The 23,776-nt window shown below is 60.7% G+C and carries 23 protein-coding genes and 1 other RNA gene; 15 read left to right on the top strand and 9 right to left on the bottom strand.

Annotated elements, in window-relative coordinates; genetic code table 11:
* Positions 1-215: 215 nt before the first annotated feature.
* A complete protein-coding gene (locus D8U69_RS16845; protein ID WP_056854084.1) occupies positions 216-623 on the top strand; it encodes a flagellar basal body-associated protein FliL in 408 nt (135 codons plus the stop codon).
* 72 nt (positions 624-695) lie between these two features.
* Here the strand turns inward: D8U69_RS16845 and D8U69_RS16840 are convergent, their stop codons facing one another.
* Positions 696-1,145, bottom strand: a complete 450-nt coding sequence (locus D8U69_RS16840; protein ID WP_130907766.1) for an EVE domain-containing protein — start codon at positions 1,143-1,145, stop codon at positions 696-698.
* 196 nt (positions 1,146-1,341) lie between these two features.
* Between D8U69_RS16840 and D8U69_RS29500 the strand changes: the two genes are divergently transcribed.
* A complete protein-coding gene (locus tag D8U69_RS29500; RefSeq protein ID WP_008048702.1) occupies positions 1,342-1,497 on the top strand; it encodes a hypothetical protein in 156 nt (51 codons plus the stop codon).
* A 35-nt stretch (positions 1,498-1,532) separates the two neighbouring features.
* Here the strand turns inward: D8U69_RS29500 and D8U69_RS16835 are convergent, their stop codons facing one another.
* The 4 genes from D8U69_RS16835 to D8U69_RS16820 all read right to left on the bottom strand — a co-directional run bounded on the left by D8U69_RS16835 (position 1,533) and on the right by D8U69_RS16820 (position 2,956).
* On the bottom strand, positions 1,533-2,138 hold the full coding sequence (locus tag D8U69_RS16835; protein ID WP_056854082.1) for a 5-formyltetrahydrofolate cyclo-ligase: 606 nt from the start codon (positions 2,136-2,138) through the stop codon (positions 1,533-1,535).
* A gap of 85 nt (positions 2,139-2,223) precedes the next feature.
* Positions 2,224-2,402, bottom strand: a non-coding RNA gene (ssrS, locus tag D8U69_RS16830) — 6S RNA.
* A 30-nt stretch (positions 2,403-2,432) separates the two neighbouring features.
* Positions 2,433-2,750: a cell division protein ZapA gene (locus D8U69_RS16825; RefSeq protein WP_008055229.1), complete on the bottom strand. Its 318-nt coding sequence runs from the start codon at positions 2,748-2,750 to the stop codon at positions 2,433-2,435.
* On the bottom strand, positions 2,747-2,956 hold the full coding sequence (locus tag D8U69_RS16820; protein WP_007982902.1) for a TIGR02449 family protein: 210 nt from the start codon (positions 2,954-2,956) through the stop codon (positions 2,747-2,749). Before D8U69_RS16820 ends, D8U69_RS16825 begins: the two co-directional genes overlap by 4 nt.
* A 207-nt stretch (positions 2,957-3,163) precedes the next feature.
* Between D8U69_RS16820 and D8U69_RS16815 the strand changes: the two genes are divergently transcribed.
* The 10 genes from D8U69_RS16815 to gcvP all read left to right on the top strand — a co-directional run bounded on the left by D8U69_RS16815 (position 3,164) and on the right by gcvP (position 15,761).
* Positions 3,164-3,721 carry a YecA family protein gene (locus D8U69_RS16815; RefSeq protein WP_056854081.1) on the top strand — a complete coding sequence of 186 codons (558 nt, stop codon included), beginning with the start codon at positions 3,164-3,166 and terminating at the stop codon, positions 3,719-3,721.
* A 26-nt stretch (positions 3,722-3,747) separates the two neighbouring features.
* Positions 3,748-5,082, top strand: a complete 1,335-nt coding sequence (gene pepP, locus D8U69_RS16810; RefSeq protein WP_056854080.1) for a Xaa-Pro aminopeptidase — start codon at positions 3,748-3,750, stop codon at positions 5,080-5,082.
* A complete protein-coding gene (gene ubiH, locus D8U69_RS16805) occupies positions 5,079-6,266 on the top strand; it encodes a 2-octaprenyl-6-methoxyphenyl hydroxylase (RefSeq protein WP_130907765.1) in 1,188 nt (395 codons plus the stop codon). The genes pepP and ubiH overlap by 4 nt, the downstream gene beginning before the upstream one ends.
* Positions 6,259-6,744: a DUF4442 domain-containing protein gene (locus D8U69_RS16800; protein ID WP_130907764.1), complete on the top strand. Its 486-nt coding sequence runs from the start codon at positions 6,259-6,261 to the stop codon at positions 6,742-6,744. Before ubiH ends, D8U69_RS16800 begins: the two co-directional genes overlap by 8 nt.
* 9 nt (positions 6,745-6,753) lie before the next feature.
* Positions 6,754-7,971, top strand: coding sequence for a 2-octaprenyl-3-methyl-6-methoxy-1,4-benzoquinol hydroxylase (locus D8U69_RS16795; RefSeq protein ID WP_177434375.1), 1,218 nt, complete (start codon positions 6,754-6,756; stop codon positions 7,969-7,971).
* Positions 7,972-8,176: 205 nt separating this feature from the next.
* Positions 8,177-9,181, top strand: coding sequence for an extracellular solute-binding protein (locus D8U69_RS16790; protein WP_130907762.1), 1,005 nt, complete (start codon positions 8,177-8,179; stop codon positions 9,179-9,181).
* A gap of 157 nt (positions 9,182-9,338) precedes the next feature.
* On the top strand, positions 9,339-10,955 hold the full coding sequence (locus D8U69_RS16785; protein WP_130907761.1) for an iron ABC transporter permease: 1,617 nt from the start codon (positions 9,339-9,341) through the stop codon (positions 10,953-10,955).
* 156 nt (positions 10,956-11,111) lie between these two features.
* Positions 11,112-12,194, top strand: a complete 1,083-nt coding sequence (gene gcvT, locus D8U69_RS16780; protein WP_056854074.1) for a glycine cleavage system aminomethyltransferase GcvT — start codon at positions 11,112-11,114, stop codon at positions 12,192-12,194.
* A gap of 49 nt (positions 12,195-12,243) precedes the next feature.
* Positions 12,244-12,627 (top strand): glycine cleavage system protein GcvH, encoded by a 384-nt coding sequence (gene gcvH / locus D8U69_RS16775; RefSeq protein WP_130907760.1) that lies wholly within the window; start codon positions 12,244-12,246, stop codon positions 12,625-12,627.
* Positions 12,628-12,887: 260 nt separating this feature from the next.
* Positions 12,888-15,761: an aminomethyl-transferring glycine dehydrogenase gene (gcvP, locus tag D8U69_RS16765; RefSeq protein WP_130903837.1), complete on the top strand. Its 2,874-nt coding sequence runs from the start codon at positions 12,888-12,890 to the stop codon at positions 15,759-15,761.
* A 137-nt stretch (positions 15,762-15,898) separates the two neighbouring features.
* On the opposite strand, the gene D8U69_RS16760 is transcribed toward gcvP, so the two are convergent.
* The 3 genes from D8U69_RS16760 to D8U69_RS16750 all read right to left on the bottom strand — a co-directional run bounded on the left by D8U69_RS16760 (position 15,899) and on the right by D8U69_RS16750 (position 18,503).
* The gene (locus D8U69_RS16760; protein ID WP_056854071.1) at positions 15,899-16,216 is read right to left on the bottom strand and encodes a DUF2388 domain-containing protein; all 318 of its coding nucleotides are present in this window, start codon (positions 16,214-16,216) and stop codon (positions 15,899-15,901) included.
* A 73-nt stretch (positions 16,217-16,289) separates the two neighbouring features.
* Positions 16,290-18,074 (bottom strand): GspE/PulE family protein, encoded by a 1,785-nt coding sequence (locus D8U69_RS16755; protein WP_130907759.1) that lies wholly within the window; start codon positions 18,072-18,074, stop codon positions 16,290-16,292.
* Positions 18,075-18,164: 90 nt separating this feature from the next.
* Complete coding sequence (locus tag D8U69_RS16750) at positions 18,165-18,503, bottom strand: hypothetical protein (RefSeq protein ID WP_130907758.1); 339 nt, start codon at positions 18,501-18,503, stop codon at positions 18,165-18,167.
* 126 nt (positions 18,504-18,629) lie between these two features.
* Here D8U69_RS16750 and D8U69_RS16745 point away from each other — a divergent pair, with 126 nt between their 5' ends.
* Positions 18,630-19,100 carry an Lrp/AsnC family transcriptional regulator gene (locus tag D8U69_RS16745; RefSeq protein WP_056854068.1) on the top strand — a complete coding sequence of 157 codons (471 nt, stop codon included), beginning with the start codon at positions 18,630-18,632 and terminating at the stop codon, positions 19,098-19,100.
* A gap of 118 nt (positions 19,101-19,218) precedes the next feature.
* Here the strand turns inward: D8U69_RS16745 and D8U69_RS16735 are convergent, their stop codons facing one another.
* Positions 19,219-20,589 carry a CYTH domain-containing protein gene (locus D8U69_RS16735; protein WP_130907756.1) on the bottom strand — a complete coding sequence of 457 codons (1,371 nt, stop codon included), beginning with the start codon at positions 20,587-20,589 and terminating at the stop codon, positions 19,219-19,221.
* Positions 20,590-20,818: 229 nt separating this feature from the next.
* On the opposite strand from D8U69_RS16735, the gene argE reads away from it, so the two are divergent.
* Both argE and argA read left to right on the top strand, forming a co-directional pair.
* Positions 20,819-21,985: an acetylornithine deacetylase gene (argE, locus tag D8U69_RS16730; RefSeq protein WP_130907755.1), complete on the top strand. Its 1,167-nt coding sequence runs from the start codon at positions 20,819-20,821 to the stop codon at positions 21,983-21,985.
* A 232-nt stretch (positions 21,986-22,217) separates the two neighbouring features.
* Entirely contained in the window at positions 22,218-23,516 is a 1,299-nt protein-coding gene (argA, locus tag D8U69_RS16725) for an amino-acid N-acetyltransferase (protein WP_056854065.1), read from the top strand.
* Positions 23,517-23,776: the final 260 nt, after the last annotated feature.

Raw genomic sequence — 23,776 nt, 5'->3', positions numbered from 1 at the left:
CTGGCGACGTCTTCCAGCACCAGCGATTCGGCAGGGCCGAAGGCTTTGCACAGCACGGCTTTCATCAGGGCTATTCCTTTGGGAGTGATGGCCGATAAGTGTAGGTGTGTGAGTCGATGGGTCAACGAGCATGCCCGGCCCTGATAGGCAGCCATAAGCTTGTGCTTGCGCGGCGGGTCGTTATGCTAGGCCGCAAACCGGATAAGGAGCGAATTGTGAAAGCGTGGATCATGTTGATGCTGGCCCTGTCTCTGCCTGTGGCAGCAGTGGCCGAAGAAGCCAAAGAGGATGCGGCACCGAAGGTCAATTACATCACCCTGAGCCCGCCGTTCGTGGGTAATTACGGGCTCGATGGCACGCCGAAACTCAAGGTATACAAGGCCGATGTGGCGTTGCGAGTGACCGGCGAAGAGGCGACCAAAGCGGTCAAGGCCAACGAGCCGCTGATTCGGAATCAGCTCGTGGCGTTGTTTGCCCAGCAGACTACCGAGACGATGAACAACGTCGAGGCCAAGGAAAAGCTGCGTCAGGAAGCGCTGAAGCAAACCCAGCAGATCATGAACGACGAAACCGGAAAGCCGGTGGTTGAGGATCTGTTGTTCAACAACCTGATCATCCAGTAATGCTGGACCTGTAGGAGCAAAGCTTGCTCGCGATAGCGCACTCAAGACCGCCATCGCCGGCAAGCCGTGCTCCTACAGAAGCGCAATCACCGCCGCCCACTGCTCCGGCGTCACCGGCATCACCGACAGCCGCGATCCTTTCTGCACCAGCGGCATTTCGGCCAGTGCCGTCTGCTGCTTCAGGTAATCGAGCTTCAAGACCTTGGAAAACGTCTTGATATGTTCTACGTCAATTGCACTCCAGGCGTTTTTTTCCGTGGTTGCCTTGGGGTCGTAGTAATGACTTTCAGGCTCCAGCGCCGTCGGGTCTGGATACGCGGCTTCGACTATCTTGCCGATCCCGGCGATCCCTGGTTCCGGGCAGCTGGAGTGATAGAAGAAAAACTCGTCCCCCACCGCCATGGCCCGCAGGAAATTTCGCGCCTGATAGTTGCGGACCCCGTCCCAGCGCGCTCTGCGAAGCTTCTCCAGGCCTTTGATCGAGAGTTCGTCGGGCTCGGATTTCATCAGCCAATAGGCCATGTTTTTTGTTCCTTGCGAGGTGAGTGGGCAGGTTGTCGGCAATTTTATGACAAACCGACAGTCGGTTGACGCCAGCATTTGCGCAGCGGTTCACGTTGCCGCAAAATGCCGGCCTTTAGAGCTTGACGCTGCTGCACGGCCTACAAAACGGAAACCGCTGCTGTCATCGTGTTGATATGCCTTTGGGGGGCAATCGATGAAACGCAAACCGGATTTACTATGGATTTTGGTCATTTTGTTCGGCCTCGGCGTTGTGACCACTGGCTATGCCCAAAGCCTGTGGGCCAACAAGACCGACGCGCCGGTCGAAGTGGCCCAGTTGCAGCAACAGTCGACTGCGTTCAAACGCTGATCCTGTCTTTTCGACGCCGCTGACGCCAGTGGCGTCTAGCCCGCGTAATACCAGGCCTTGTCCGTTACCGTTCCTTGCAGCGGCACATCCCAGCTCGCTTGAGCCAGGCGCTCGACCTTCTGACATTCATGGGCCAGCCCCAGCAGTGTCGGCTTGCGCCAGTCATTGCGACGCGCCAGGTAGGCCAGGCTTCGATCGTAGAAACCGCCGCCCATGCCCAGGCGTCCGCCGACATCGTCAAAACCCACTAATGGCAGCAGCACCAGATCCAGCGCCCAGACTTTGCGTTGCCGGGCAAGGTTGTGCCGGGGTTCGAGTATCCGAAAGCGGTTGGGCTTGAGCTTTTCACCGGGGCGGATGCGCTGGAAAACCATTTTGGTTCGCGGCCAGGCGCTGAGTACCGGCAGATAGGTGGCCTTGCCTCGACGTTGAGCCGCACGCAGCAGCAGTCGCGGGTCAATTTCACCGTCGGTGGGCAGGTAAAGAGAGATGTGTTTTGCGCGGCGAAACAGCGGTTGCTGAGCCAATTGCCTGTACAGCCCGCGAGCTGCCGCGCGCTGTTGACTGGGCGTCAATGCGCGGCGGGCCTTGCGCAGCAAGCGTCGAAGTTGCGGGCGTGGAAGCAAAGCAGGTTCGGTCATGGAATCGGCTTCAGCAGTATGGGTACGCAAATGGTACCCATAAAAACGCCGATGCCGGTATTCAAACCGGCATCGGACTGGAATCAGGCTCCCCGGATGTACCGCTGTCGACTTAGCCCTTGAACCCGAAAGTTCAAGGTGGAAGATGCAGTAGGCTTTAAGGCTTTCCGTCTAGCGGACATGCACACCAGCCCAACGTGCAACCTCCAGGGTATAGCAAATCGGCTCAGGGACATCGCCAACTGGCAAGCACCCCAGGGAGTGATCGGAGTATACCGCAAGCGGTGGCGCGAATCAGCCTTTGGTGACGTCCGGATCGGTCGCGAGCACCAGATCGACGCGATCGAGCAGGTCACGTACCTGTTCACGGGTCGAGCCGCTGGCCTGGATATCCGGGCGCTCTTCCTTGTGCAGCAGGTCGTGGGTGATGTTCAGCGCAGCCATCACGGCAATACGGTCGGCACCGATAACTTTGCCGCTGCTGCGAATCTCGCGCATCTTGCCGTCCAGATAGCGGGCGGCGCTCACCAGGTTGCTGCGCTCTTCCTGGGGGCAGATGATCGAATACTCTTTGTCGAGGATCTGCACGGTGACGCTATTGCTTGAACTCATGAGTCTTGCTCCAGGGCCTTGAGGCGCGAAATCATCGATTCGACCTTACGCCGGGCGATTTCGTTTTTTTCAATGAGGTGAGCGCGTTCCTCGCGCCAGGTCTTTTCCTGAGCTAGTAAGAGTCCGTTTTGGCTCTTAAGTTGCTCGACTCGGGTAATCAGCAGTTCGAGTCTGGCCATCAGCGCTTGCAGGTCGGTGTCTTCCATTGTCTTCACTGTCTGATGGGTTTGGACTGTAGGAGCGAGCCTGCTCGCGATGAACCGGAGAACGCCGCGGGGTGTCAGGTACCCAGCGTAATCGTTGGCGGCCATCGCGACGGTGCGACGATTCGACAGGCTCGCTCCTACAGGGGAGTCGATGTAGGATACAAGGCCTTCATTCTAGACATAGCGCCGTCTGGCGCCTAGCTGCCCATGACCATTCAGAATTCCCCGTACCAAGCCTTCGCCACCCTGCTGACTTCCAGTGGTCACAATGTCTCGCCTGCCGAACTGCACGGCCTGTTGCTCGGCCGCAGCTGCGCGGGTGCCGGTTTCGATGCCGAAGGCTGGCTGATCGACGCCGCCGAACTGCTCGAAAACGAGCCGCAGGACAACGTACGCAACGCCTTGATCGGCCTGCAAGAGATGGTCAAGGGCGAGCTCACCGGCGATGACGTGACCGTCGTCCTGTTGCTGCCGACCGACGATGCTCCGCTTACCGACCGCGCCGCTGCGTTGGGCCAGTGGTGCCAGGGCTTCCTCAGCGGGTTCGGCCTGAACTGCCGTGACAGCAGCGCCCTGAGCACCGAGGCCACCGAGGTGTTGCAGGATCTGGCAGCGATTTCCCAGGTGCAGGATGCCCTGGAAGAGTCCGAAGACGGCGAAACCGACTACATGGAAGTCATGGAATACCTGCGCGTCGCGCCGCTGCTGCTGTTCTCGGAAACCAAGAAAGACGCGGCGGCTGCCGCCAAACCGTCGCTGCACTGATCAAACCCAGGGAACGCCATCTGCCCATGATCCATATCCCGAAATCGGAATACAGCCGTCGCCGCAAGGCCTTGATGGCGCAGATGGAACCCAACAGCATCGCCATCCTGCCCGCCGCCGCGGTCGCCATCCGCAACCGCGACGTCGAGCACGTCTACCGTCAGGACAGCGACTTCCAGTACCTCAGCGGTTTTCCCGAGCCGCAGGCGGTACTGGTGTTGATGCCAGGCCGCGTGCATGGCGAGTACATTCTGTTCTGCCGCGAACGCAACGCCGAACGTGAGTTGTGGGATGGCCTGCGTGCCGGCCAGGAGGGTGCGATTCGCGACTTCGGCGCCGACGACGCCTTTCCGATTACCGATATCGACGACATTTTGCCCGGCCTGATCGAAGGTCGTGACCGGGTGTATTCGGCCATGGGCAGCAACCCGGAATTCGACCGGCACTTGATGGAATGGATCAACGTGATCCGCTCCAAGGCCAATCTCGGCGCCCAGCCACCGAACGAATTCGTTGCCCTGGATCATCTGCTGCATGACATGCGCCTGTATAAGTCGGCGGCAGAAGTGAAGGTGATGCGCGAGGCCGCACGGATTTCCGCCCAGGCGCATGTCCGTGCCATGCAGACCAGCCGTGCCGGCTTATACGAGTTCAGCCTTGAAGCCGAACTCGATTACGAATTCCGCAAGGGTGGGGCGAAGATGCCGGCCTACGGTTCGATCGTTGCCTCTGGGCGCAACAGCTGCATCCTGCATTACCAGCAGAATGACGCCGTGCTCAAGGACGGCGATCTGGTGCTGATCGACGCCGGCTGCGAAATCGACTGCTACGCCAGCGACATCACCCGCACCTGGCCGGTCAACGGCAAGTATTCCGCAGAGCAGAAGGCGATCTACGAACTGGTGTTGGCCGCGCAGGAAGCCGCGTTTGCCGAGATCGCACCGAATAAACACTGGAATCAGGCCCACGAGGCCACTGTGCGGGTGATTACCACCGGCCTGATCGAATTGGGTTTGTTGCAGGGTAATGTCGAAGAGTTGATCGCCAGTGAAGCCTACAAGGCGTTTTACATGCACCGCGCCGGTCACTGGCTGGGAATGGATGTGCATGACGTCGGCGAATACAAGGTCGGTGGCGAATGGCGTGTGCTGGAAGTCGGCATGGCGTTGACGGTAGAGCCGGGGATTTACATCGCTCCGGACAATCAGAGCGTGGCGAAAAAATGGCGCGGCATTGGCGTGCGCATCGAGGACGACGTAGTGGTCACCAAAAACGGCTGTGAAATCCTCACCAAGGGCGTACCGAAAACAGTGGCTGAAATCGAGGCTTTGATGGCGCAAGCGCGGACACAAGCGGCATGAGTCGAGTCAATCTGGCAATCATCGGTGGTGGCCTGGTCGGTGCCAGCCTGGCGTTGGCGTTACAGGCCGGGGCCAAGGCTCGGGGCTGGAAAATCGTCCTGATCGAGCCCTTCGCGCCCGGCGATTCGTATCAGCCAAGTTATGACGCGCGCTCCACGGCCTTGTCCTTTGGTGCACGGCAGATTTATCAGCGCCTCGGCGTTTGGCAGGAGATCTCCCGCCGCGCCGAACCGATCAAACAGATTCACGTCTCCGACCGTGGGCGTTTTTCCACGGCGCGGCTGTCGGCCATGGAGGAAGGTGTGCCGGCGTTGGGTTACGTGGTGGAAAACGCCTGGCTCGGCCAGTGCCTGTGGCAAGGCCTGGACAAAGACGTCATCAGTTGGCGGTGCCCGGCCGAAGTCACCCGCATGGAGCCGCTCACCGATGGCTATCGCCTGATCCTCAATGACGAAACCACACTGGAATGCGACCTCGCCGTGTTGGCCGATGGCGGCCGCTCAGGGCTGCGCGAGCAATTGGGCATCGGCATTCGAAAGCGCCCGTACAACCAGAGCGCGCTGATCGCCAACATCACCCCGAGTGAAGCCCACAACGGCATGGCGTTCGAGCGTTTTACCGACGATGGCCCGATGGCGTTGCTGCCGCTGCCGGACAACCGCTGCGCATTGGTCTGGACCCGTTTGGGGATGGACGCGCAACGCTTGGCTGCATTGGATGAACGCAGTTTTCTCAGCGAGTTGCAGGGCGTGTTCGGTTATCGCTTGGGCACGTTGAAGCAGGTTGGCGCTCGGCATTTGTACCCATTGTCGCTGGTCGAGGCCGAGGAACAGGTACGCTCGCACCTGGCGGTGCTCGGCAATGCCGCCCATAGCCTGCACCCGATTGCCGGACAGGGTTTCAACCTGTCGCTGCGTGATGCCCAGGCACTGGCCGATGCATTGCTCGCCAGCGAGCAGCCATTGGGCCACTTCGCGACCTTGCAGGCTTATCGCGAACGACAGCGCCTGGATCAGAACCTCACCGTCGGTTTCTCCGATCAGGTCACGCGCCTGTTCGGCAGCACCCAGCCACTGGTTTCGTTGGGGCGCAATCTCGGATTGCTCGGTCTGGATCTGCTGCCGCCGGCCAAACGCTGGTTCGCCCGACAGGCCATGGGCCTGGGTACTCGCCCTGATGCTTAAGTGGCTGACTCGCACGTTCGGCAAGGCGCGACTGATGCGCCGATTCATGAGCTTCTATCCGCCGTACCTCGGCGCCGGCGTGCGCGTGCGGCATATCAGCGATGACTTTCGCGACATCCAGGTCTCCATGGGCTTGAGCTGGTACAACCGCAATTACGTCGGCACCCAGTTTGGTGGCAGCCTGTATTCGATGGTCGACCCGTTCTTCATGCTGATGCTGATGGAGAACCTGGGGCGCAACTACATCGTCTGGGACAAGGCGGCGGACATCGATTTCATCGCGCCGGGCAAAGGCCCGGTGTTCGCCCGTTTCAACATCGACGACACGTTGCTCGACGAGATCCGGCGACAGACGGCGGGTGGCGAAAAATACCTGCCGCAATTGCAGGTCGATATTCATGACGGCGCCGGCCACCTGGTGGCGCGTGTCGGAAAAACCCTTTACGTGCGGCTCAAGCCGCAAGCGAGACAGGCTTAAAGCATGGAAATGCGCGCAGATCTGCTGATTGTCGGAGCCGGAATGGTCGGCAGTGCCCTGGCGCTGGCGTTGCAGGACAGCGGGCTGGAAGTCCTGCTGCTCGACGGCAGTCCGATGAGCGTCAAACCGTTTGACGCCCAAGCCCCGTTCGAACCACGGGTGAGTGCGCTGTCCATCGCCAGCCAGCGGATTCTCGAGCGCCTGGGTGTGTGGGACGGCATCGTCAGCAGGCGCAGCAGTCCCTATAGCGACATGCACGTCTGGGATGGCAGCGGTACCGGGCAGATCCACTTCTCGGCAGCCAGCGTGCATGCCGAGGTGCTGGGACACATCGTTGAGAACCGCGTGGTGCAGGACGCCTTGCTCGATCGCTTGCACGATTGTGATTTAGGCATGCTGGCCAACGCGCGTCTCGAACAAATGCGTCGCTCCGGCGACGATTGGCTGCTGACCCTGGCCGACGGCCGCACGTTGCGTGCACCGCTGGTGATCGCCGCGGATGGCGCCAATTCGGCAGTGCGGCGCCTGACGGGCGTGGCGACGCGGGAGTGGGATTATTTGCATCACGCCATCGTCACCAGCGTGCGCAGCTCAAAAAACCATCAATCGACAGCCTGGCAGCGCTTTACCGACAACGGCCCGTTGGCGTTTTTGCCGTTGGAGCGTGATGGCCAGCACGACTGGTGTTCGATCGTCTGGTCGACTACGCCGAGTGAAGCCGAACGCCTGATGGCGCTGGATGACGAGGTGTTCTGCCGCGAGCTGGAGCGAGCCTTCGAAGGTCGGCTAGGGACCGTGCTCAATGCCGACCCGCGTCTGTGCGTGCCACTGCGTCAGCGGCATGCCAAGCGTTATGTAGCTGAAGGCCTGGCGCTGATTGGCGATGCGGCCCACACCATTCACCCGTTGGCCGGGCAGGGCGTGAATCTTGGCTTCCTCGACGCCGCCGTACTGGCCGAAGTGTTGTTGCAAGCGGCGAGCCGTGGCGAGCGTCTGGCGGATGTGAAGGTACTCAGCCGCTACGAACGTCGCCGCATGCCGCATAACCTGGCGCTGATGGCGGCGATGGAAGGCTTCGAGCGACTGTTCCAGGCCGATCCGTTGCCGGTGCGCTGGTTGCGTAATACCGGGCTGAAGCTGGTTGACCAGATGCCGGAGGCCAAGGCGCTGTTTGTGCGCGAAGCGCTGGGTTTGATCGGGGATCTGCCGGCGCTGGCCAAGGCCTGAGATATTGATGGCCTGTGGCCTGTTCGCGGGCAAGCAAATCGACACGCACTGGTAGGAGCGAGGCTTGCCCGCGAAGGCGTCGGCACATTTTCCAACAACGTCGCCTATGCAACATCTGGTAACGCCTCCGCGAACTGTTCGATTGAGAAGCTAAATGTGAGTCCTTATCATTTGGTCTCACTTTTTCAATCGAGAGACCGCTCCCATGTTGGCACCGAAGCGTCTACTGACCGCACTGGCCCTGGCTCTGATTGGCAGCACTGCCGCCCAGGCCGCCGACGAGGTGGTTGTCTACTCCTCGCGTATCGACGAGCTCATCAAGCCAGTCTTCGATGCCTACACTGCAAAAACCGGTGTGAAGGTGAAGTTCATCACCGACAAGGAAGCGCCGCTGATGCAGCGGATCAAGGCCGAGGGCGAGAACGCCACAGCCGACCTGCTGCTGACCGTTGATGCCGGCAACCTCTGGCAGGCCGAGCAGATGGGCATTCTCCAGCCGTTCATCTCGAAAACCATCGACGCCAATATCCCGCTGCAATATCGCGCAGCTTCCCATGCCTGGACCGGCCTGAGCTTGCGCGCGCGGACCATCGCCTACTCCACCGAGCGGGTGAAGCCGGGCGAGTTGACCACCTACGAAGCGCTGGCCGACAAGAACTGGGAAGGTCGCCTGTGCCTGCGCACGGCAAAGAAGGTCTATAACCAGTCCCTGACTGCCACCATGATCGAAGTGCACGGCGCCGAGAAAACCGAGAAGATCCTCAAGGGCTGGGTCAACAACCTGTCCACTGACGTATTCTCCGATGACGTCGCCGTACTCGAAGCCATCAACGCCGGCCAATGCGATGTGGGCATCGTCAACACCTACTACTACGGTCGCCTGCACAAGCAAAAACCTGATCTGCCGGTGAAGCTGTTCTGGCCGAACCAGGCGGATCGTGGCGTGCACGTCAACCTGTCGGGTATCGGCCTGACCAAACACGCGCCGCACCCGGAAGCCGCCAAGGCCCTGGTGGAGTGGATGACCACGCCTGAAGCGCAGAAAATCTTTGCCGATGTGAACCAGGAGTTCCCGGCCAACCCGACGGTTCAGCCATCCGCAGAAGTGGCGGCGTGGGGCAAGTTCATTGCCGATACCTTGCCGGTGGAAGTCGCGGGCAAGCGTCAGGCTGAGGCGATCCGGATGATGGATCGGGCTGGTTGGAATTGACGTTATCTTTATACTGCGCGCCTTTACGGCACTGATCGTTCCCACGCTCTGCGTGGGAATGCATCCACCGACGCTTCGCGTCGAAGCGTGACGCAGAGCGTCACAAGATGTGTGCCCACGCAAAGCGTGGGCACAATCATTTAAACGAGAGTTTTCCTTGGCCCACCCCGCCCAACGCCGCTGGTATCCCCTGGTCTTCGCCATCGCTGCGCTGGTCCTGTTGCCCTTGAGCGTGTTGCTGTTGTCCTGGCAAACCATCGATCAGCAGATCTGGTCCCATCTCTGGGAAACCCAGATGCCGCGGTTGTTGGGCAACACCCTGACCCTGGTGCTTGGCGTTGGTGTCGGCGTGACGGTGCTCGGTGTGAGCCTGGCCTGGCTCACCAGCCTTTGCGAGTTCCCCGGCAGGCGCTGGCTGGACTGGGCCTTGATGCTGCCCTTTGCGATTCCCGCCTACGTGCTGGCGTTCGTCTTTGTCGGCCTGCTGGATTTCGCCGGCCCGGTGCAAACCCTGTTGCGTGAGTGGTTCGGCACCGGGCTGCGCCTGCCGCGCGTGCGTTCCACGGGTGGGGTGATTGTGGTTTTGGTGCTGGTGTTCTACCCCTATGTTTACCTGCTGGCGCGCACGGCATTCCTGGCTCAGGGCAAAGGCTTGATGGAGGCTGCTCGGGTGCTGGGGCAATCGCCCTGGCAGGCGTTCTGGCGGGTGGCCATGCCCATGGCGCGTCCTGCCATTGGCGCGGGTGTGGCATTGGCGCTGATGGAAACCCTGGCGGATTTCGGTGCCGTGTCGGTGTTCAATTTCGACACCTTCACCACCGCCATTTACAAGACCTGGTATGGCTTTTTCAGCCTGTCCAGCGCCGCGCAACTGGCCAGCCTGCTCCTGCTGGTGGTGATGGTGGTGTTGTACGGCGAGCGGCGTGCCCGTGGTGCCAATCGGGCGAGCAATGAACGGCCACGGGTCAAGGCGCTGTATCACCTGCATGGAATCAAAGCGCTGCTGGCCACCGGCTGGTGCGGTCTGGTATTCGCCTGCGCCTTCGTCATCCCTGTGCTGCAACTGTTGGTGTGGTTCTGGCAGCGCGGGCGCTTCGATCTCGATGAGCGTTATACCGGTCTGATCGTCCACACGCTGTACCTGGGCGCGATGGCGGCGTTGGTCACTGTCAGTGTCGCGCTGGTCCTGGCGTTTGCCCGACGCTTGGCGCCGACGCAGGGCATCCGCGCAGGTGTCAGTCTGGCCAATCTGGGTTATGCATTGCCCGGTTCGGTGCTGGCGGTGTCGATCATGCTGGCGTTCAGTTATCTGGACCGCGAGCTGGTGATTCCACTCTCCGGCTGGTTCGGCGGAGCCGGCAAGCCACTGCTGCTGGGCAGTCTGGCAGCGCTGTTGCTGGCCTATCTGGTGCGTTTCATTGCTGTGGCTTATGGGCCGCTGGAAAGCAGTCTGGCGCGTATACGGCCATCTTTGCCCGAAGCGGCACGTAGCCTGGGTGTCAGCGGTCCGCGACTGTTTTTCAAAGTGTATCTGCCGTTGTTGCTGCCCGGTTCGTTGAGTGCGGCGCTGCTGGTGTTTGTCGACGTGCTCAAGGAAATGCCCGCGACCCTCCTGATGCGCCCGTTTGGCTGGGATACGCTGGCAGTGCGAATCTTCGAAATGACCAGTGAGGGTGAGTGGGCGAGGGCGTCGTTACCGGCCTTGACCCTGGTTTTGGTCGGGCTGCTACCGGTTATCGGATTGATACGACGTTCGGCGCATCGAAACAGCTAGGTGCCAGTCCTACACCTTGCGGCTACAATGCGCGGCATTCGGTGCGGTCCGTCTGACAGACAAGGTAGTAAAAATCGGCTGGAAGCCTTTGATTTCAAGGTTTTCAGACGGTTTATCACTCGCCCGCACCTTCGCCACGCCCGGAAGGAGAAACCCATGGGACAGCGTACGCCTCTGTATGACCTTCACCTCGCCCTTGGCGCGAAGATGGTCGATTTTGGCGGTTGGGATATGCCTCTGCATTATGGATCGCAGGTCGAGGAACACCATGAGGTGCGCCGCGATTGCGGTGTCTTCGATGTATCCCACATGACCGTGATCGATGTCAGCGGCCCCCAGGCCAAGGCCTGGCTGCAGCACCTGCTGGCCAACGACGTCGAACGCCTGCACAGCTCCGGCCGTGCGTTGTACAGCGCCATGCTCAATGAACGTGGCGGCATCGTTGACGACATGATCGTGTACCGCCTCGATGAGGGTTATCGCCTGGTGGTCAACGCCTCGACGCGCGATCAGGACATGGCGTGGATGCAGGCGCATCTCGACGGCTTCGATGTACAGCTCAACGAACGGGCCGAACTGGCGATGCTGGCCATTCAGGGGCCGCATGCCCGGCACAAGATTGCCGAACTGGTGAACCAGTCCCGCGGCAATCTGATTCAGCTGCTCAAGCCTTTTGAAGGTCAGCCCGACGGTGACTGGTTCATTGCGCGTACCGGCTACACCGGTGAAGACGGTCTGGAAATTATCTTGCCGGCCGATCAGGCGCCGGGATTCTTCAACGATCTGGTCGGGGCGGGTATTTCCCCGATCGGGCTGGGCGCACGTGACACCTTGCGGGTCGAGGCCGGGATGAACCTCTACGGCCAGGACATCAATCAAGACGTTTCACCGCTGGCCTCCAACATGGCCTGGAGCATTGCCTGGGAACCGACCTCGCGCCAGTTCGTCGGCCGCAAGGCACTGGAGGCGGAACAGGCCGGAGGAATTCAGCACAAACTGGTGGGGCTGGTCCTTGAGGAACGCGGCGTTTTGCGCGCGCATCAAGTGGTCCGCATCGCTGATGTTGGCGAAGGGGAGATCACCAGTGGTAGTTTCTCTCCTACGCTTAGCAAGTCGATTGCACTGGCGCGCGTGCCGATGGCAACTGCCGACCGCGCAGAAGTGGAAATCCGTGGCAAGTGGTACCCGGTTCGAGTGGTCAAACCGACCTTCGTACGCCATGGCAAAACCTTGATCTAATCTTTTCCGGCGGGCTTGGACCGCCGACAATTTTCCTGAGGAACTGAACATGAGCGATATTCCTGCCGACCTGCGTTTTGCCGAAAGTCACGAATGGGCACGTCTGGAAGCCGATGGCACCGTCACCGTGGGCATCAGCGATCACGCGCAGGAAGCGCTGGGTGATGTGGTGTTTGTCGAATTGACCGAAGTCGGCAACGTGTTTGCCGCGCAAGATCAGGCCGGTGTCGTTGAATCGGTGAAAGCCGCTTCCGACATCTATTCGCCGATTGCCGGTGAAGTGATTGCCGTGAACGAAGAGCTGAGCGCCAACCCGGAACTGCTCAACTCCGATCCGTACGGCGCCTGGATCTTCAAGCTCAAGCCAAGCAACAGCGCTGACCTGGACAACCTGCTCGACGCCGCCGGTTACAAGGCTGCCATCGGCGAGTAAGCCTTCAAGCGTCACCCCAAAGCCCCGACCTGTCGGGGCTTTTTCATGCCTGACAACTTTCGCGATACCTGCTTTTTTGTGGGAGCGAGCTTGCTCGCGATGAGGGCCTCACATTCAACATTTATATTGGTTGATCTACCGCTATCGCGAGCAAGCTTTGCTCCCACAGGGTTTTCCAAAGAATCGTGTCCGACATCGGCTGCTATGCTGGTTTGACCGTGTTGCATCGACGCTGAGCGCCAGCCAAGAGAGAGCCCGTCATGTCCCAGTTGCCGTCCCTGAGCCAGTTACGCGACCCCAATGCCTTTCTTCGCCGCCACCTCGGGCCGGATGCCGCCGAGCAGCAGGCGATGCTCGACAGCCTCGGTCTTGGCAGCCGGGTCGAGCTGATCGAACAGACTGTGCCGCCGGGAATTCGCCTGAATCGGGCGCTTGATCTGCCACCGGCACTGGACGAAGAAGCGGCGCTGGCGAAGCTGCGGGGATATGCCGAGCAGAATCAGGTCTGGACCAGCCTGATCGGCATGGGCTATCACGGCACGCTCACGCCGACGGTCATCTTGCGCAACGTGCTGGAAAATCCCGGCTGGTACACCGCTTACACGCCTTATCAACCGGAGATCGCTCAGGGCCGGCTCGAAGCGCTGTTGAACTTCCAGCAACTGACCATCGATCTCACGGGGCTGGAATTGGCCAACGCCTCTCTGCTGGACGAAGCGACCGCCGCGGCGGAAGCCATGGCCCTGGCCAAACGCGTTGCCAAATCGAAAAGCAATCTGTTCTTCGTCGATGAAAACTGCCATCCGCAGACTATTTCCGTGGTGCAGACCCGCGCCGAAGGCTTCGGTTTCGATCTGATCATCGATGCTGTGGATAACTTGAAGCAGCACCAGGTGTTCGGCGCGCTGCTGCAATATCCCGACACCCACGGCGAGATCCGCGACCTGCGTCCCTTGATCGATCACCTGCATGCCCAACAGGCGCTGGCCTGTGTCGCCACGGATCTGCTGAGCCTGCTGTTGCTGACCCCGCCGGGAGAATTAGGTGCCGACGTAGTGTTCGGTTCGTCCCAGCGTTTCGGCGTGCCCATGGGCTACGGTGGGCCGCATGCGGCGTTCTTTGCCAGCCGCGACGAATACAAGCGAGCGATTCCTGGGCGGATCATCGGCGTGTCGAAAGATGCACGGGGTAACGTGGCCCTGCGCATGGCCCTGCAAACCCGCGAGCAACACATTCGTCGCGAGAAAGCCAACTCCAACATTTGCACGGCCCAGGTGTTGCTGGCCAATATTGCCAGTTTCTACGCGGTCTACCACGGGCCGGAAGGGCTCAAGCGCATTGCCCAGCGTGTGCATCGACTGACCTGTATTCTTGCCGAGGGCCTTGAGCGCAAAGGCATCAAGCGCCTGAACCAGCAGTTCTTCGACACGCTGACGCTGGACGTCGGTGGCACCCAAACGGCAATTATCGAAAGCGCCGTGGCCGCACAGATCAACCTGCGCATCCTGGGGCGTGGGCGGTTGGGTTTAAGCCTCGACGAAAGTTGTGACGAAACCACGGTGGCAAAACTGTTCGATGTGTTCCTGGGAGCCGATCATGGGCTCGACGTCGACGAACTGGACACACAAACGCTGGCTTGCGGCATACCGGCCGGCCTTTTACGCACTACGCCTTATCTGCAACATCCGGTGTTTAGCGCCCATCACAGCGAAACCGAAATGTTGCGTTACCTCAAGCAGCTGGAAAACAAGGATCTGGCGCTCAATCAGTCGATGATTCCACTGGGCTCGTGCACCATGAAGCTCAACGCCACCAGCGAGATGATCCCGATCACCTGGCCGCAGTTTGCCAATCTGCATCCGTTCGCACCTAAAGAGCAGGCCGTCGGTTATTCGTTGATGATCGAGGAGCTGGAGCGCTGGCTCTGCGCGATCACCGGTTTCGATGCGATCTGCATGCAACCCAACTCGGGCGCCCAGGGCGAGTACGCGGGATTGCTGGCGATTCGCAAATACCACGAGAGCCGCCAGCAGGGTGGACGCGATATCTGCCTGATTCCATCATCGGCCCATGGCACCAACCCGGCGTCGGCGCAGATGGCCGGGATGCGCGTGGTGATCGTTGAATGCGATGAGGCCGGCAACGTCGATCTGGAGGACTTGAAGGAAAAAGCGGCAGACGCCGCAGACAAACTCTCTTGCCTGATGGCGACGTATCCTTCGACCCATGGCGTGTACGAGGAAGGCATCAGCGAGATCTGCGCGGTGATTCACCAGCACGGCGGCCAGGTGTACATGGACGGCGCCAATCTCAATGCCCAGGTCGGCCTGGCGCGGCCGGCAGACATTGGCGCCGACGTGTCCCACATGAACCTGCACAAGACCTTCTGCATTCCCCACGGCGGCGGCGGGCCGGGCATGGGGCCGATAGGCGTGCGCGCGCATCTGGCGCCGTTCGTGGCCAACCATCCGGTGGTGCCCATCGACGGACCGCTGGCACAGAACGGCGCGGTCAGCGCAGCGCCGTGGGGCAGCGCGAGTATCCTGCCGATCAGCTGGATGTACATCGCCATGATGGGGCCGCAACTGGCCGACGCCAGCGAAGTGGCGATCCTGGCGGCGAATTACCTGGCGCGGCATTTGTCCGGCGCGTTCCCGGTGCTCTACACCGGGCGCAACGAGCGGGTGGCTCACGAATGCATTCTCGACCTGCGACCTTTGAAGGCGCTCACAGGCATCAGTGAGGAAGACGTTGCCAAACGCCTCATGGACTATGGCTTCCACGCACCCACCATGTCGTTCCCGGTGCCGGGGACGTTGATGGTCGAGCCTACGGAAAGCGAATCGAAAGCCGAGCTGGACCGCTTCATCGGGGCCATGCTGAGTATTCGCGCAGAGATTACCGAAGTGCAGAATGGCAACTGGCCGGCCGAAGATAATCCCTTGAAGCGCGCACCGCATACGCTGGCCGATGTCACCGGGATCTGGGAACGGCCCTACAGCATCGAGCAAGCAGTTACGCCGGACGCGCACACCAAGGCCCACAAGTACTGGCCGGTGGTGAACCGGGTGGACAATGTCTACGGGGACCGGAATCTGTTTTGCGCGTGTGTGCCGGTGGATGATTACCGCTGACAGTACTCGTTCCTGTAGGAGTAAGGCTTGCCCGCGATAGCGACCTTGAGATCGTCATCGCGGGCAAGCCTTGCTCCTACAGTTTGTGCAAAAAAATGCCGCTCATTTGAGCGGCATTTTTCGTTCAGCAACCGGGCTTATTCGGCAGCCACGGCATTCTTCGCCAGAATCGCATTCGCCAGTTCCATATCCGTAGCCTGCAGGCCCGGATTGTCGGCGCGGACTTTCTGCATGGCCGCTTCCAGGTACGGGCCGCGGATGCCGCCGTCGCTGGCAACGAAGCTGCCGGCATCGTCCTGGGCGGCGACGATCAGTTTGTGATCCTTGAAGGTCAGGTAGGTCGAAGCGGTGGTCGCACCGGACGAAATGACATTACGCCAAAAGCTATCAGCCATCGCCGAACCGACTGGCAGGGACAACAGGGCGATGGTGGCGACAGCAAATTTGAAACGCATAGGGGTGACTCCACTGGGTTTTTAACTACGGGGTTGGATCGTCATCGCCCCATCCAGTTCCATCACCGCACGCCTACTTCTGCTCGCTCTGCGGCGTCACGCGCAAGACTTCTTCGACGGTGGTCAAACCCGCCGCCACTTTCTGCGCCCCCGACAATCGCAAGCTGCGCATGCCCTCCTTGAACGCCTGTCGCCGCACCGCCAGCAAGTCGGTGTCCGGGTTGATCAGGGATTTGATGCCGTCGCTGAGCTGCATGATTTCGTAGACGCCCGCTCGCCCGTGATAACCAGTGTCGCGGCATTCCAGGCAACCGATGGCGCGTTGAGCGTTACCGGGCAACGGCGCCTGCCAGGGCCGGGTCAGGGTTTGCCAGTCCTCTTCGTTCAAGGCTTGTGGTGCCTTGCAGTGCGGGCACAAGGTCCGCACCAACCGCTGGGCCATGACGCCGAGGACCGTGGCTTTGATCAGGTAGTGCGGCACGCCGAGTTCCAGCAAACGGCTAATGGCGCTGGGTGCATCGTTGGTGTGCAGCGTCGACAGCACCAAGTGGCCGGTGAGGGCAGCTTGAATGGCCATTTCGGCAGTTTCCAGGTCGCGGATCTCGCCGATCATGATGATGTCCGGGTCTTGCCGCATCAGCGCGCGCACGCCGGCGGCGAACGTCAGGTCGATGTTGTGCTGGACCTGCATCTGGTTGAACGCCGGTTCGACCATTTCAATCGGGTCTTCGATGGTGCAGAGGTTGACCTCCGGCGTCGCCAGTTTTTTCAGCGTGGTGTAGAGCGTGGTGGTCTTGCCCGAACCGGTCGGCCCGGTGACCAGAATGATGCCGTTGGGTTGGCGGGTCATGTCTTGCCAGCGGCGCAGGTCGTCTGCGGAAAAACCCAGCTGGTCGAAATCCTTCAGCAGCACTTCGGGGTCAAAGATCCGCATCACCATTTTTTCGCCGAAGGCTGTCGGCAGGGTCGAAAGCCGCAGTTCGACTTCCCCGCCGTCCGGGGTCTTGGTCTTCACCCGGCCATCCTGGGGTTTGCGCTTTTCCGCAACGTTCATCCGCCCCAGGCTTTTCAGGCGACTGACGATGGCCATGGTCACTTGCGGAGGAAATTGGTAGACGTTGTGCAACACGCCATCGATGCGAAAACGCACCGTGCCCTGCTCGCGCCGGGGTTCGATATGGATATCGCTGGCGCGCTGCTGGAAGGCGTACTGGAACAACCAGTCGACGATGTTGACGATGTGCGCGTCGTTGGCGTCCGGCTCCTGGTCGCTGGCGCCAAGGTTGAGCAATTGTTCGAAGTTGCCCAGGGTATTGACCTGCTGATCGGCGTTGTTGGCCCCGGTGACCGACTTGGCCAGGCGAAAGAACTCAACGCTGAAACGCTGGATATCCACGGGGTTGGCCACCACGCGTTTGATCGGCAGCTTCAGTACATGGGTCAGGTCGGCCTCCCAGCCGTTGACGTACGGCTGCGCGCTGGCGACCGTCACGGCGTCGCGGTCGATGGCCACCGCCAGGATCTTGTGACGCTGGGCGAAGGCGTAGGACATCAACGGCGTAACGGCGGCGACGTTGATTTTCAGAGGGTCGATTCGCAGGTAAGGCTGGCCGGCCTGCTGGGACAGCCACAGGGTCAGGTTTTCCAGATCAAGATGCTTGCCCGGACGGCTGAGGTCGTCCAGTTGTTGGCTGGCGATGAATTCCAGCGGGTGCATCTGGCCCTGTGCGGCATGGCGGCGACGGGCATTGAGTGCCTGCTCGGCAGAATCCTGGCTGATAAAACCTTGGGCGACCAGCTCGCGCAGCACATCATTGAGATCCAGCCAGCGGTCCTGAATTGAGAGTTGAACGGACATGCGGGCTCCTTTTGGACAACAGTCCGCAAAGGATAGCCGCGGCTCCGCAGACCGTTGGGCCACTACCCGACGAAGGCGTATCCGGTCTTTTCAGCCAGTCGCCTGAGCCGGCTCAACCCAGGCTGAATCGACGGTTCGCAACTCAACCGAGCAGACGCTGATCAGGTTACGAAGTTTTTGTGCAATGACCTTGGCGCGGTGCCAGCTCAAACCGTCGATGACGATCTCGATGGCCAGCAGATCGTGCTGGCGCTGCACGTTGACCTGGTCCGGCGTGAGGCATTGCAGCGCAAACAGGTTGAGTGCGCGGCACAACAAGTCCGGTTCGGCTTCGGCCAGCAATTGGTAGTGCACACGGCAGTGGGCATTGCCGGCATTCCAGACGTCGGCGCGGATGGGAACAGTGTTCACGGCTTCGAGATGCGGCATGGTCGGACTCCAAAAAACATGGAGAAAATTTTACATCCGTTGCCGGGTATTTCTTCTCTATGATTGAGCGAAAGACGGTTATGTCGAATCAATCAATTCGTTTACAAAGCGGTATGGGGTATTTTTATGCAGGTTGAGTTGGACAGCTACGACCGCAAGATTCTCGTGTTGCTGCAAGAAGACGCTTCGCTCTCCAGTGCGCAGATCGCTGAGCAGGTGGGACTCTCGCAGTCACCGTGCTGGCGGCGGATTCAGCGTATGAAGGACGAGGGGATCATTCGTGCCCAGGTGACGTTGCTGGATCGCAAGAAAATCGGCCTGAACACGCAGATATTTGCCCAGGTAAAACTCAACGCCCACGGGCGATCGAACTTCACCGAATTCACCGAGGCGATTCGCGGTTTTCCCGAGGTGCTGGAGTGTTATGTGCTGATGGGGGCTGTGGACTTCATGCTGCGGATCGTCGCGGCGGACATCGAAGCGTATGAGCGCTTCTTTTTCGAGAAGCTGTCGCTGGTGCCGGGGATTCAGGAAGTGAACTCGGTTGTGGCGTTATCGGAGATCAAGTCGACCACCTGTTTGCCGGTGGTGCGGTGATTGCCTTTGTGGCGAGGGAGCTTGCTCCCGTTGGGTTGCGAAGCGACCCCAAAACCGGCGTTTACCGGAATGGGGAGTCCTTCGGCCTCCAGCGGGAGCAAGCTCCCTCGCCACAGGGTTACATGCGCAGCAGCATCTTCCAGGCACGGTTCTGATAAACCGCAATCGCCTGCTGCTTGCGCGCATCGATCAATTCATCGGTGATCGTCGGTTCGTTGGCCAGTTGCGCCAGTTTGTTCAGCTCACCGTACAGGCGGTCCATTTCCGGTATCTCCAGTACGTTGCGCGCATGGTGCAACCAGACCTGGATGCGTTCGATGCGCGGCAGCTGTTCAGCCAGATCTTCCGGCTGTTGCTGGTAACGCTGCAATTGCAAGGAAGTGGCCTCTTCGCCCAGCAACCGTGGCAACCAGCTGCCCAATTGCGCAGCGCCCTGACGATTGCCGCGGGTGTTGCGCTCGGCGGTCCAGGTGCGGGCCAGCAACCAGCGTGAAGTGGTCAGGGAGAACAGGCCCCAACGCGGGTCTTCCAGCTCCTCGAGGAATTGCTCCGGCGCGGCTTTGCGCACGTCTTCATCCTCGAGACCGGCCTGAACCAGCGGACGCCAGTCTTCCAGCAAGGCATCGAGCGCGACGCGCAGGTCGTGGGTCGACTGACGCGGGGCGGCTTGCCCGAGGCTGCTGATCAGCGCGCGCATTTCAGCCAGGCACTCGACCCAGTCCTGCAGCAGGCGCCAATGACCGTTGAAGCGATACTGCTCGGCCAGACGCTGGCTGCTGCCCAGCAAATGCCAGCTCAGCGCGGCGAACGCGTCGTCCAGCGGGGTTTCGGCGGTGATCTGCGGCGCCGGCAGGCTCAGCGAATAGCTGTGGGCGTCGTACAGGCGATAACCGCGCTCGGCCTTGCTGATATCGCAAGGCATCAGCGCCAGTTTCTCGGCCAGCTCGGCGGCCAGTTCCAGCAATGCGGCCGGCTCGCCTTCGCGCAGTTCCAGTTCCAGCTCGCAGATTTCTTCTTTCTGTTTGCCGACCACGACGTGGCCCAGATCCAGAGCGGCTTCGATAACCACTTTGGTCTTGCCACGGCCCCAGGCGATTTCTGCACGTTCGCGGACGAAGTCGGTGGTGAAGATCGGCTTCAGGGTTTTCTTGTCCAGTTCGGCCAGTTCCTCGGGCCAGCATTCGCCGTCGAGTTTCTTCAGGTCGAGCTTGGCTTTGGGCAGGTTCCAGTCGTACTCGTTACGCTCGGACAGACCGGCAATGCTTTGGCCGCGGGTTTTGAGGGTCTGGATCACTTCTTCGCCATCCTTGCGCAGGCGCAGGGCGACTTTGGCCCGGGCCAGATCGCGCTCCGGGGTGTCGAAGTATTGATTCATCAACTCACGGCGTTCCCAGCCACTTTTGTTGCGTTTTTTAAGAAGAGGGTGCTCGCGCAGGGCGGCGAGGGTTTCGCGGCTGACGCGGAGTTTGATTTCGGTTTCTTTCTGCATGGCCGGAAAATCCAGGATCGGGAGCGCAGCCGGGGGAATAGGTGGCTGCCAAGGTCGTGCAGTGTACAGGACTCGACCAAGATAGGGTCTGTTGACGCTTGGTGACGGCCGCGACGGCCCTCCCTTGGCTCGTCACCAAGCGCCAACAGACCCTGCCCGCCGTGCGACGGTTTATTCCTGTCGCCCGATGGTTCTATGATGGTCTTCAATTTGCGAGTTGGAGTCAGCGATGCCTTTGCCGTCCATGAAAGATCAATTCGCTGCGCTGATTGCTGCACCGTCCGTCAGTTGCACCCAGGCCAGCCTCGATCAATCCAATCGCCCGGTGATCGACCTGCTGGCCGCGTGGCTCGATGAGCTTGGCTTCGCCTGCGATATCCAGCAGGTCAGCCCGGGCAAATTCAATCTGCTGGCCAGTTATGGCTCCGGTCCCGGTGGGTTGGTGCTGGCCGGTCACAGCGACACCGTGCCGTTCGATGGCGCGTTGTGGCAGACCGACCCATTGAAGCTGACTGAAGTCGATGGTCGTTGGGTCGGGCTCGGCAGTTGTGACATGAAAGGCTTTTTCGCCCTGGCCATCGAAGCCGTCAAGCCGTTGCTCGATCAGCCGTTCAAGCAACCGCTGCTGATCCTCGCCACGTGCGATGAAGAAAGCTCGATGTCCGGCGCCCGCGCGCTGGCAGCCGCCGGGCGGCCGCTGGGGCGTGCCGCGGTCATCGGCGAGCCGACCGGGCTCAAGCCGATCCGCATGCACAAAGGCATCATGATGGAGCGCATCGACATACTCGGGCAAAGCGGCCATTCCTCGGACCCGCGCCTGGGCCATAGCGCGCTCGAAGCCATGCACGACGCCATTGGCGAACTGCGCGGCCTGCGCCTGTTGTGGCAGCGTGAATTTCGCAACCCACAGTTCAGCGTGCCGACGCCGACGATGAATTTCGGCTGCATCCATGGCGGCGACAACCCCAATCGCATCTGCGGGCAATGCTCGCTGGAGTTCGATCTGCGGCCGCTACCGGGCATGGACCCCAAAGCCCTGCGCGCGGCGATCCTGCAGAAGCTCAATCCGATTGCCGAGCGGCATCAGGTGAAAATCGATTACGCGCCGCTGTTCCCTGAAGTGCCGCCCTTCGAGCAGGCTGAAGATGCCGAATTGGTGCGCATTGCCGAAAAGCTCACCGGCCATGGCGCCGAAGCAGTGGCGTTCGGCACAGAAGCGCCTTATCTTCAGCACCTTGGCTGCGAGACACTGGTACTCGGCCCGGGCGATATCGCCTGCGCCCACCAGCCGGGGGAATACCTTGAAATGTCACGTTTGCAGCCTACGGTGCATCTATTACGTCAGTTGATTGAACATTACTGCCTGACACCGGCCCAAACGAAACACAACCTGTAGGAGCCGGCTTGCTGGCGATAAACGATGACGCGGTTCATCTGAAGAACCGCAGCGCTTGCATCGCCAGCAAGCCGGCTCCTACAGGTTTCATGTATAAATTGCCGGTATCCCAACCCGTATTCATGAGGAGAGCGCGCGTGTCGCCAAGCCTGTTCCGACGATAACCATCAGCCCGCTGTGCGTTTTCTGTTTCGCCCTTTTTTCGGCTGCTATTTATTACAGGCCCAGGTTCATGCCCGAATACGTCAATTGGCTTCGTCACGCTTCGCCTTACATCAACGCCCACCGCGATTGCACCTTTGTCGTCATGCTGCCCGGCGACGGTGTCGAGCACCCCAACTTCGGCAATATCGTCCACGACCTGGTGCTGTTGCACAGCCTGGGCGTGCGACTGGTGCTGGTTCACGGCTCCCGTCCGCAAATCGAAGCGCGCCTCGCCGCGCGCGGCCTGACCCCGCATTACCACCACGGCATGCGCATCACCGATGCCGCGACGCTGGAGTGCGTCATCGATGCGGTGGGCCAGTTGCGCATTGCCATCGAGGCGCGACTGTCCATGGACATGGCGTCCTCGCCAATGCAGGGCTCGCGCCTGCGGGTTGCCAGCGGCAACCTGGTGACCGCCCGGCCAATCGGCGTGCTGGAAGGCGTCGATTATCACCACACCGGTGAAGTGCGCCGGGTTGACCGCAAAGGCATCAATCGCCTGCTGGACGAGCGCTCCATCGTGCTGCTGTCGCCGTTGGGTTATTCGCCGACCGGTGAAATTTTCAACCTCGCTTGTGAAGATGTCGCAACACGTGCGGCCATCGACCTCGGCGCCGACAAGCTGTTGCTGTTCGGCGAGGAGAAGGGCCTGATCGATGAGCACGGGCGTCTGGTGCGCGAACTGCGTCCACAGCAAGTGCCGGCGCATTTGCAGCGACTGGGCAGCAACTACCAGGCAGAACTGCTGGATGCCGCCGCTGAAGCCTGCCGTGGCGGCGTGGCGCGCAGCCATATCGTCAGTTATGCCGAAGATGGTGCATTGCTGACCGAACTGTTCACCCGTGACGGTGGCGGTACGCTGGTGGCCCAGGAGCAATTCGAGGTGGTACGTGAAGCGGCCATCGAGGACGTCGGCGGTTTGCTGGATTTGATCAGCCCGCTGGAAGAACAGGGCATTCTGGTGCGGCGTTCGCGTGAGGTGCTGGAGCGCGAGATCGAGCAATTCAGCGTGGTCGAGCGCGAGGGCATGATCATCGCGTGCGCGGCGCTGTATCAGATTGCCGACTCGGATGCCGGTGAGCTCGCGTGCCTGGCCGTCAACCCGGAATACCGTCACGGCGGTCGCGGCGATGAACTGCTGGAACGCATTGAAACCCGCGCCCGTGCCCAAGGCCTGAAGACGTTGTTCGTGCTAACCACCCGCACTGCGCACTGGTTCCGCGAGCGTGGTTTTGTACCGAGCAGCGTTGATCGCCTGCCGTCGGCCCGGGCGTCGCTGTACAACTACCAGCGTAACTCGAAGATTTTCGAAAAAGCCCTTTGACGCTCTCGCTTTTGTGGCGAGGGAGCTTGCTCCCGCTGGAGGCCGAAGGACTCCCCATCAGGGCCGCTACGCGGCCCAACGGGAGCAAGCTCCCTCGCCACAGGTTTCAGTGGATTCCTCCGTTCCCACGCTCTGCGTGGGAATGCCTCTACGGACGCTCTGCGTTCGGTACTGGATGGGACGCGGAGCGTCCCGGGCTGCATTCCGCTTTTGTGGCGAGGGAGCTTGCTCCCGCTGGAGGCCGAAGGACTCCCCATCAG

Source organism: Pseudomonas sp. Sample_16 (assembly GCF_004307665.1).
Taxonomy (GTDB): domain Bacteria; phylum Pseudomonadota; class Gammaproteobacteria; order Pseudomonadales; family Pseudomonadaceae; genus Aquipseudomonas.
Note: the sequence above shows the minus strand (reverse complement) of the source record. Positions and strands in the feature narration are given on the sequence as shown.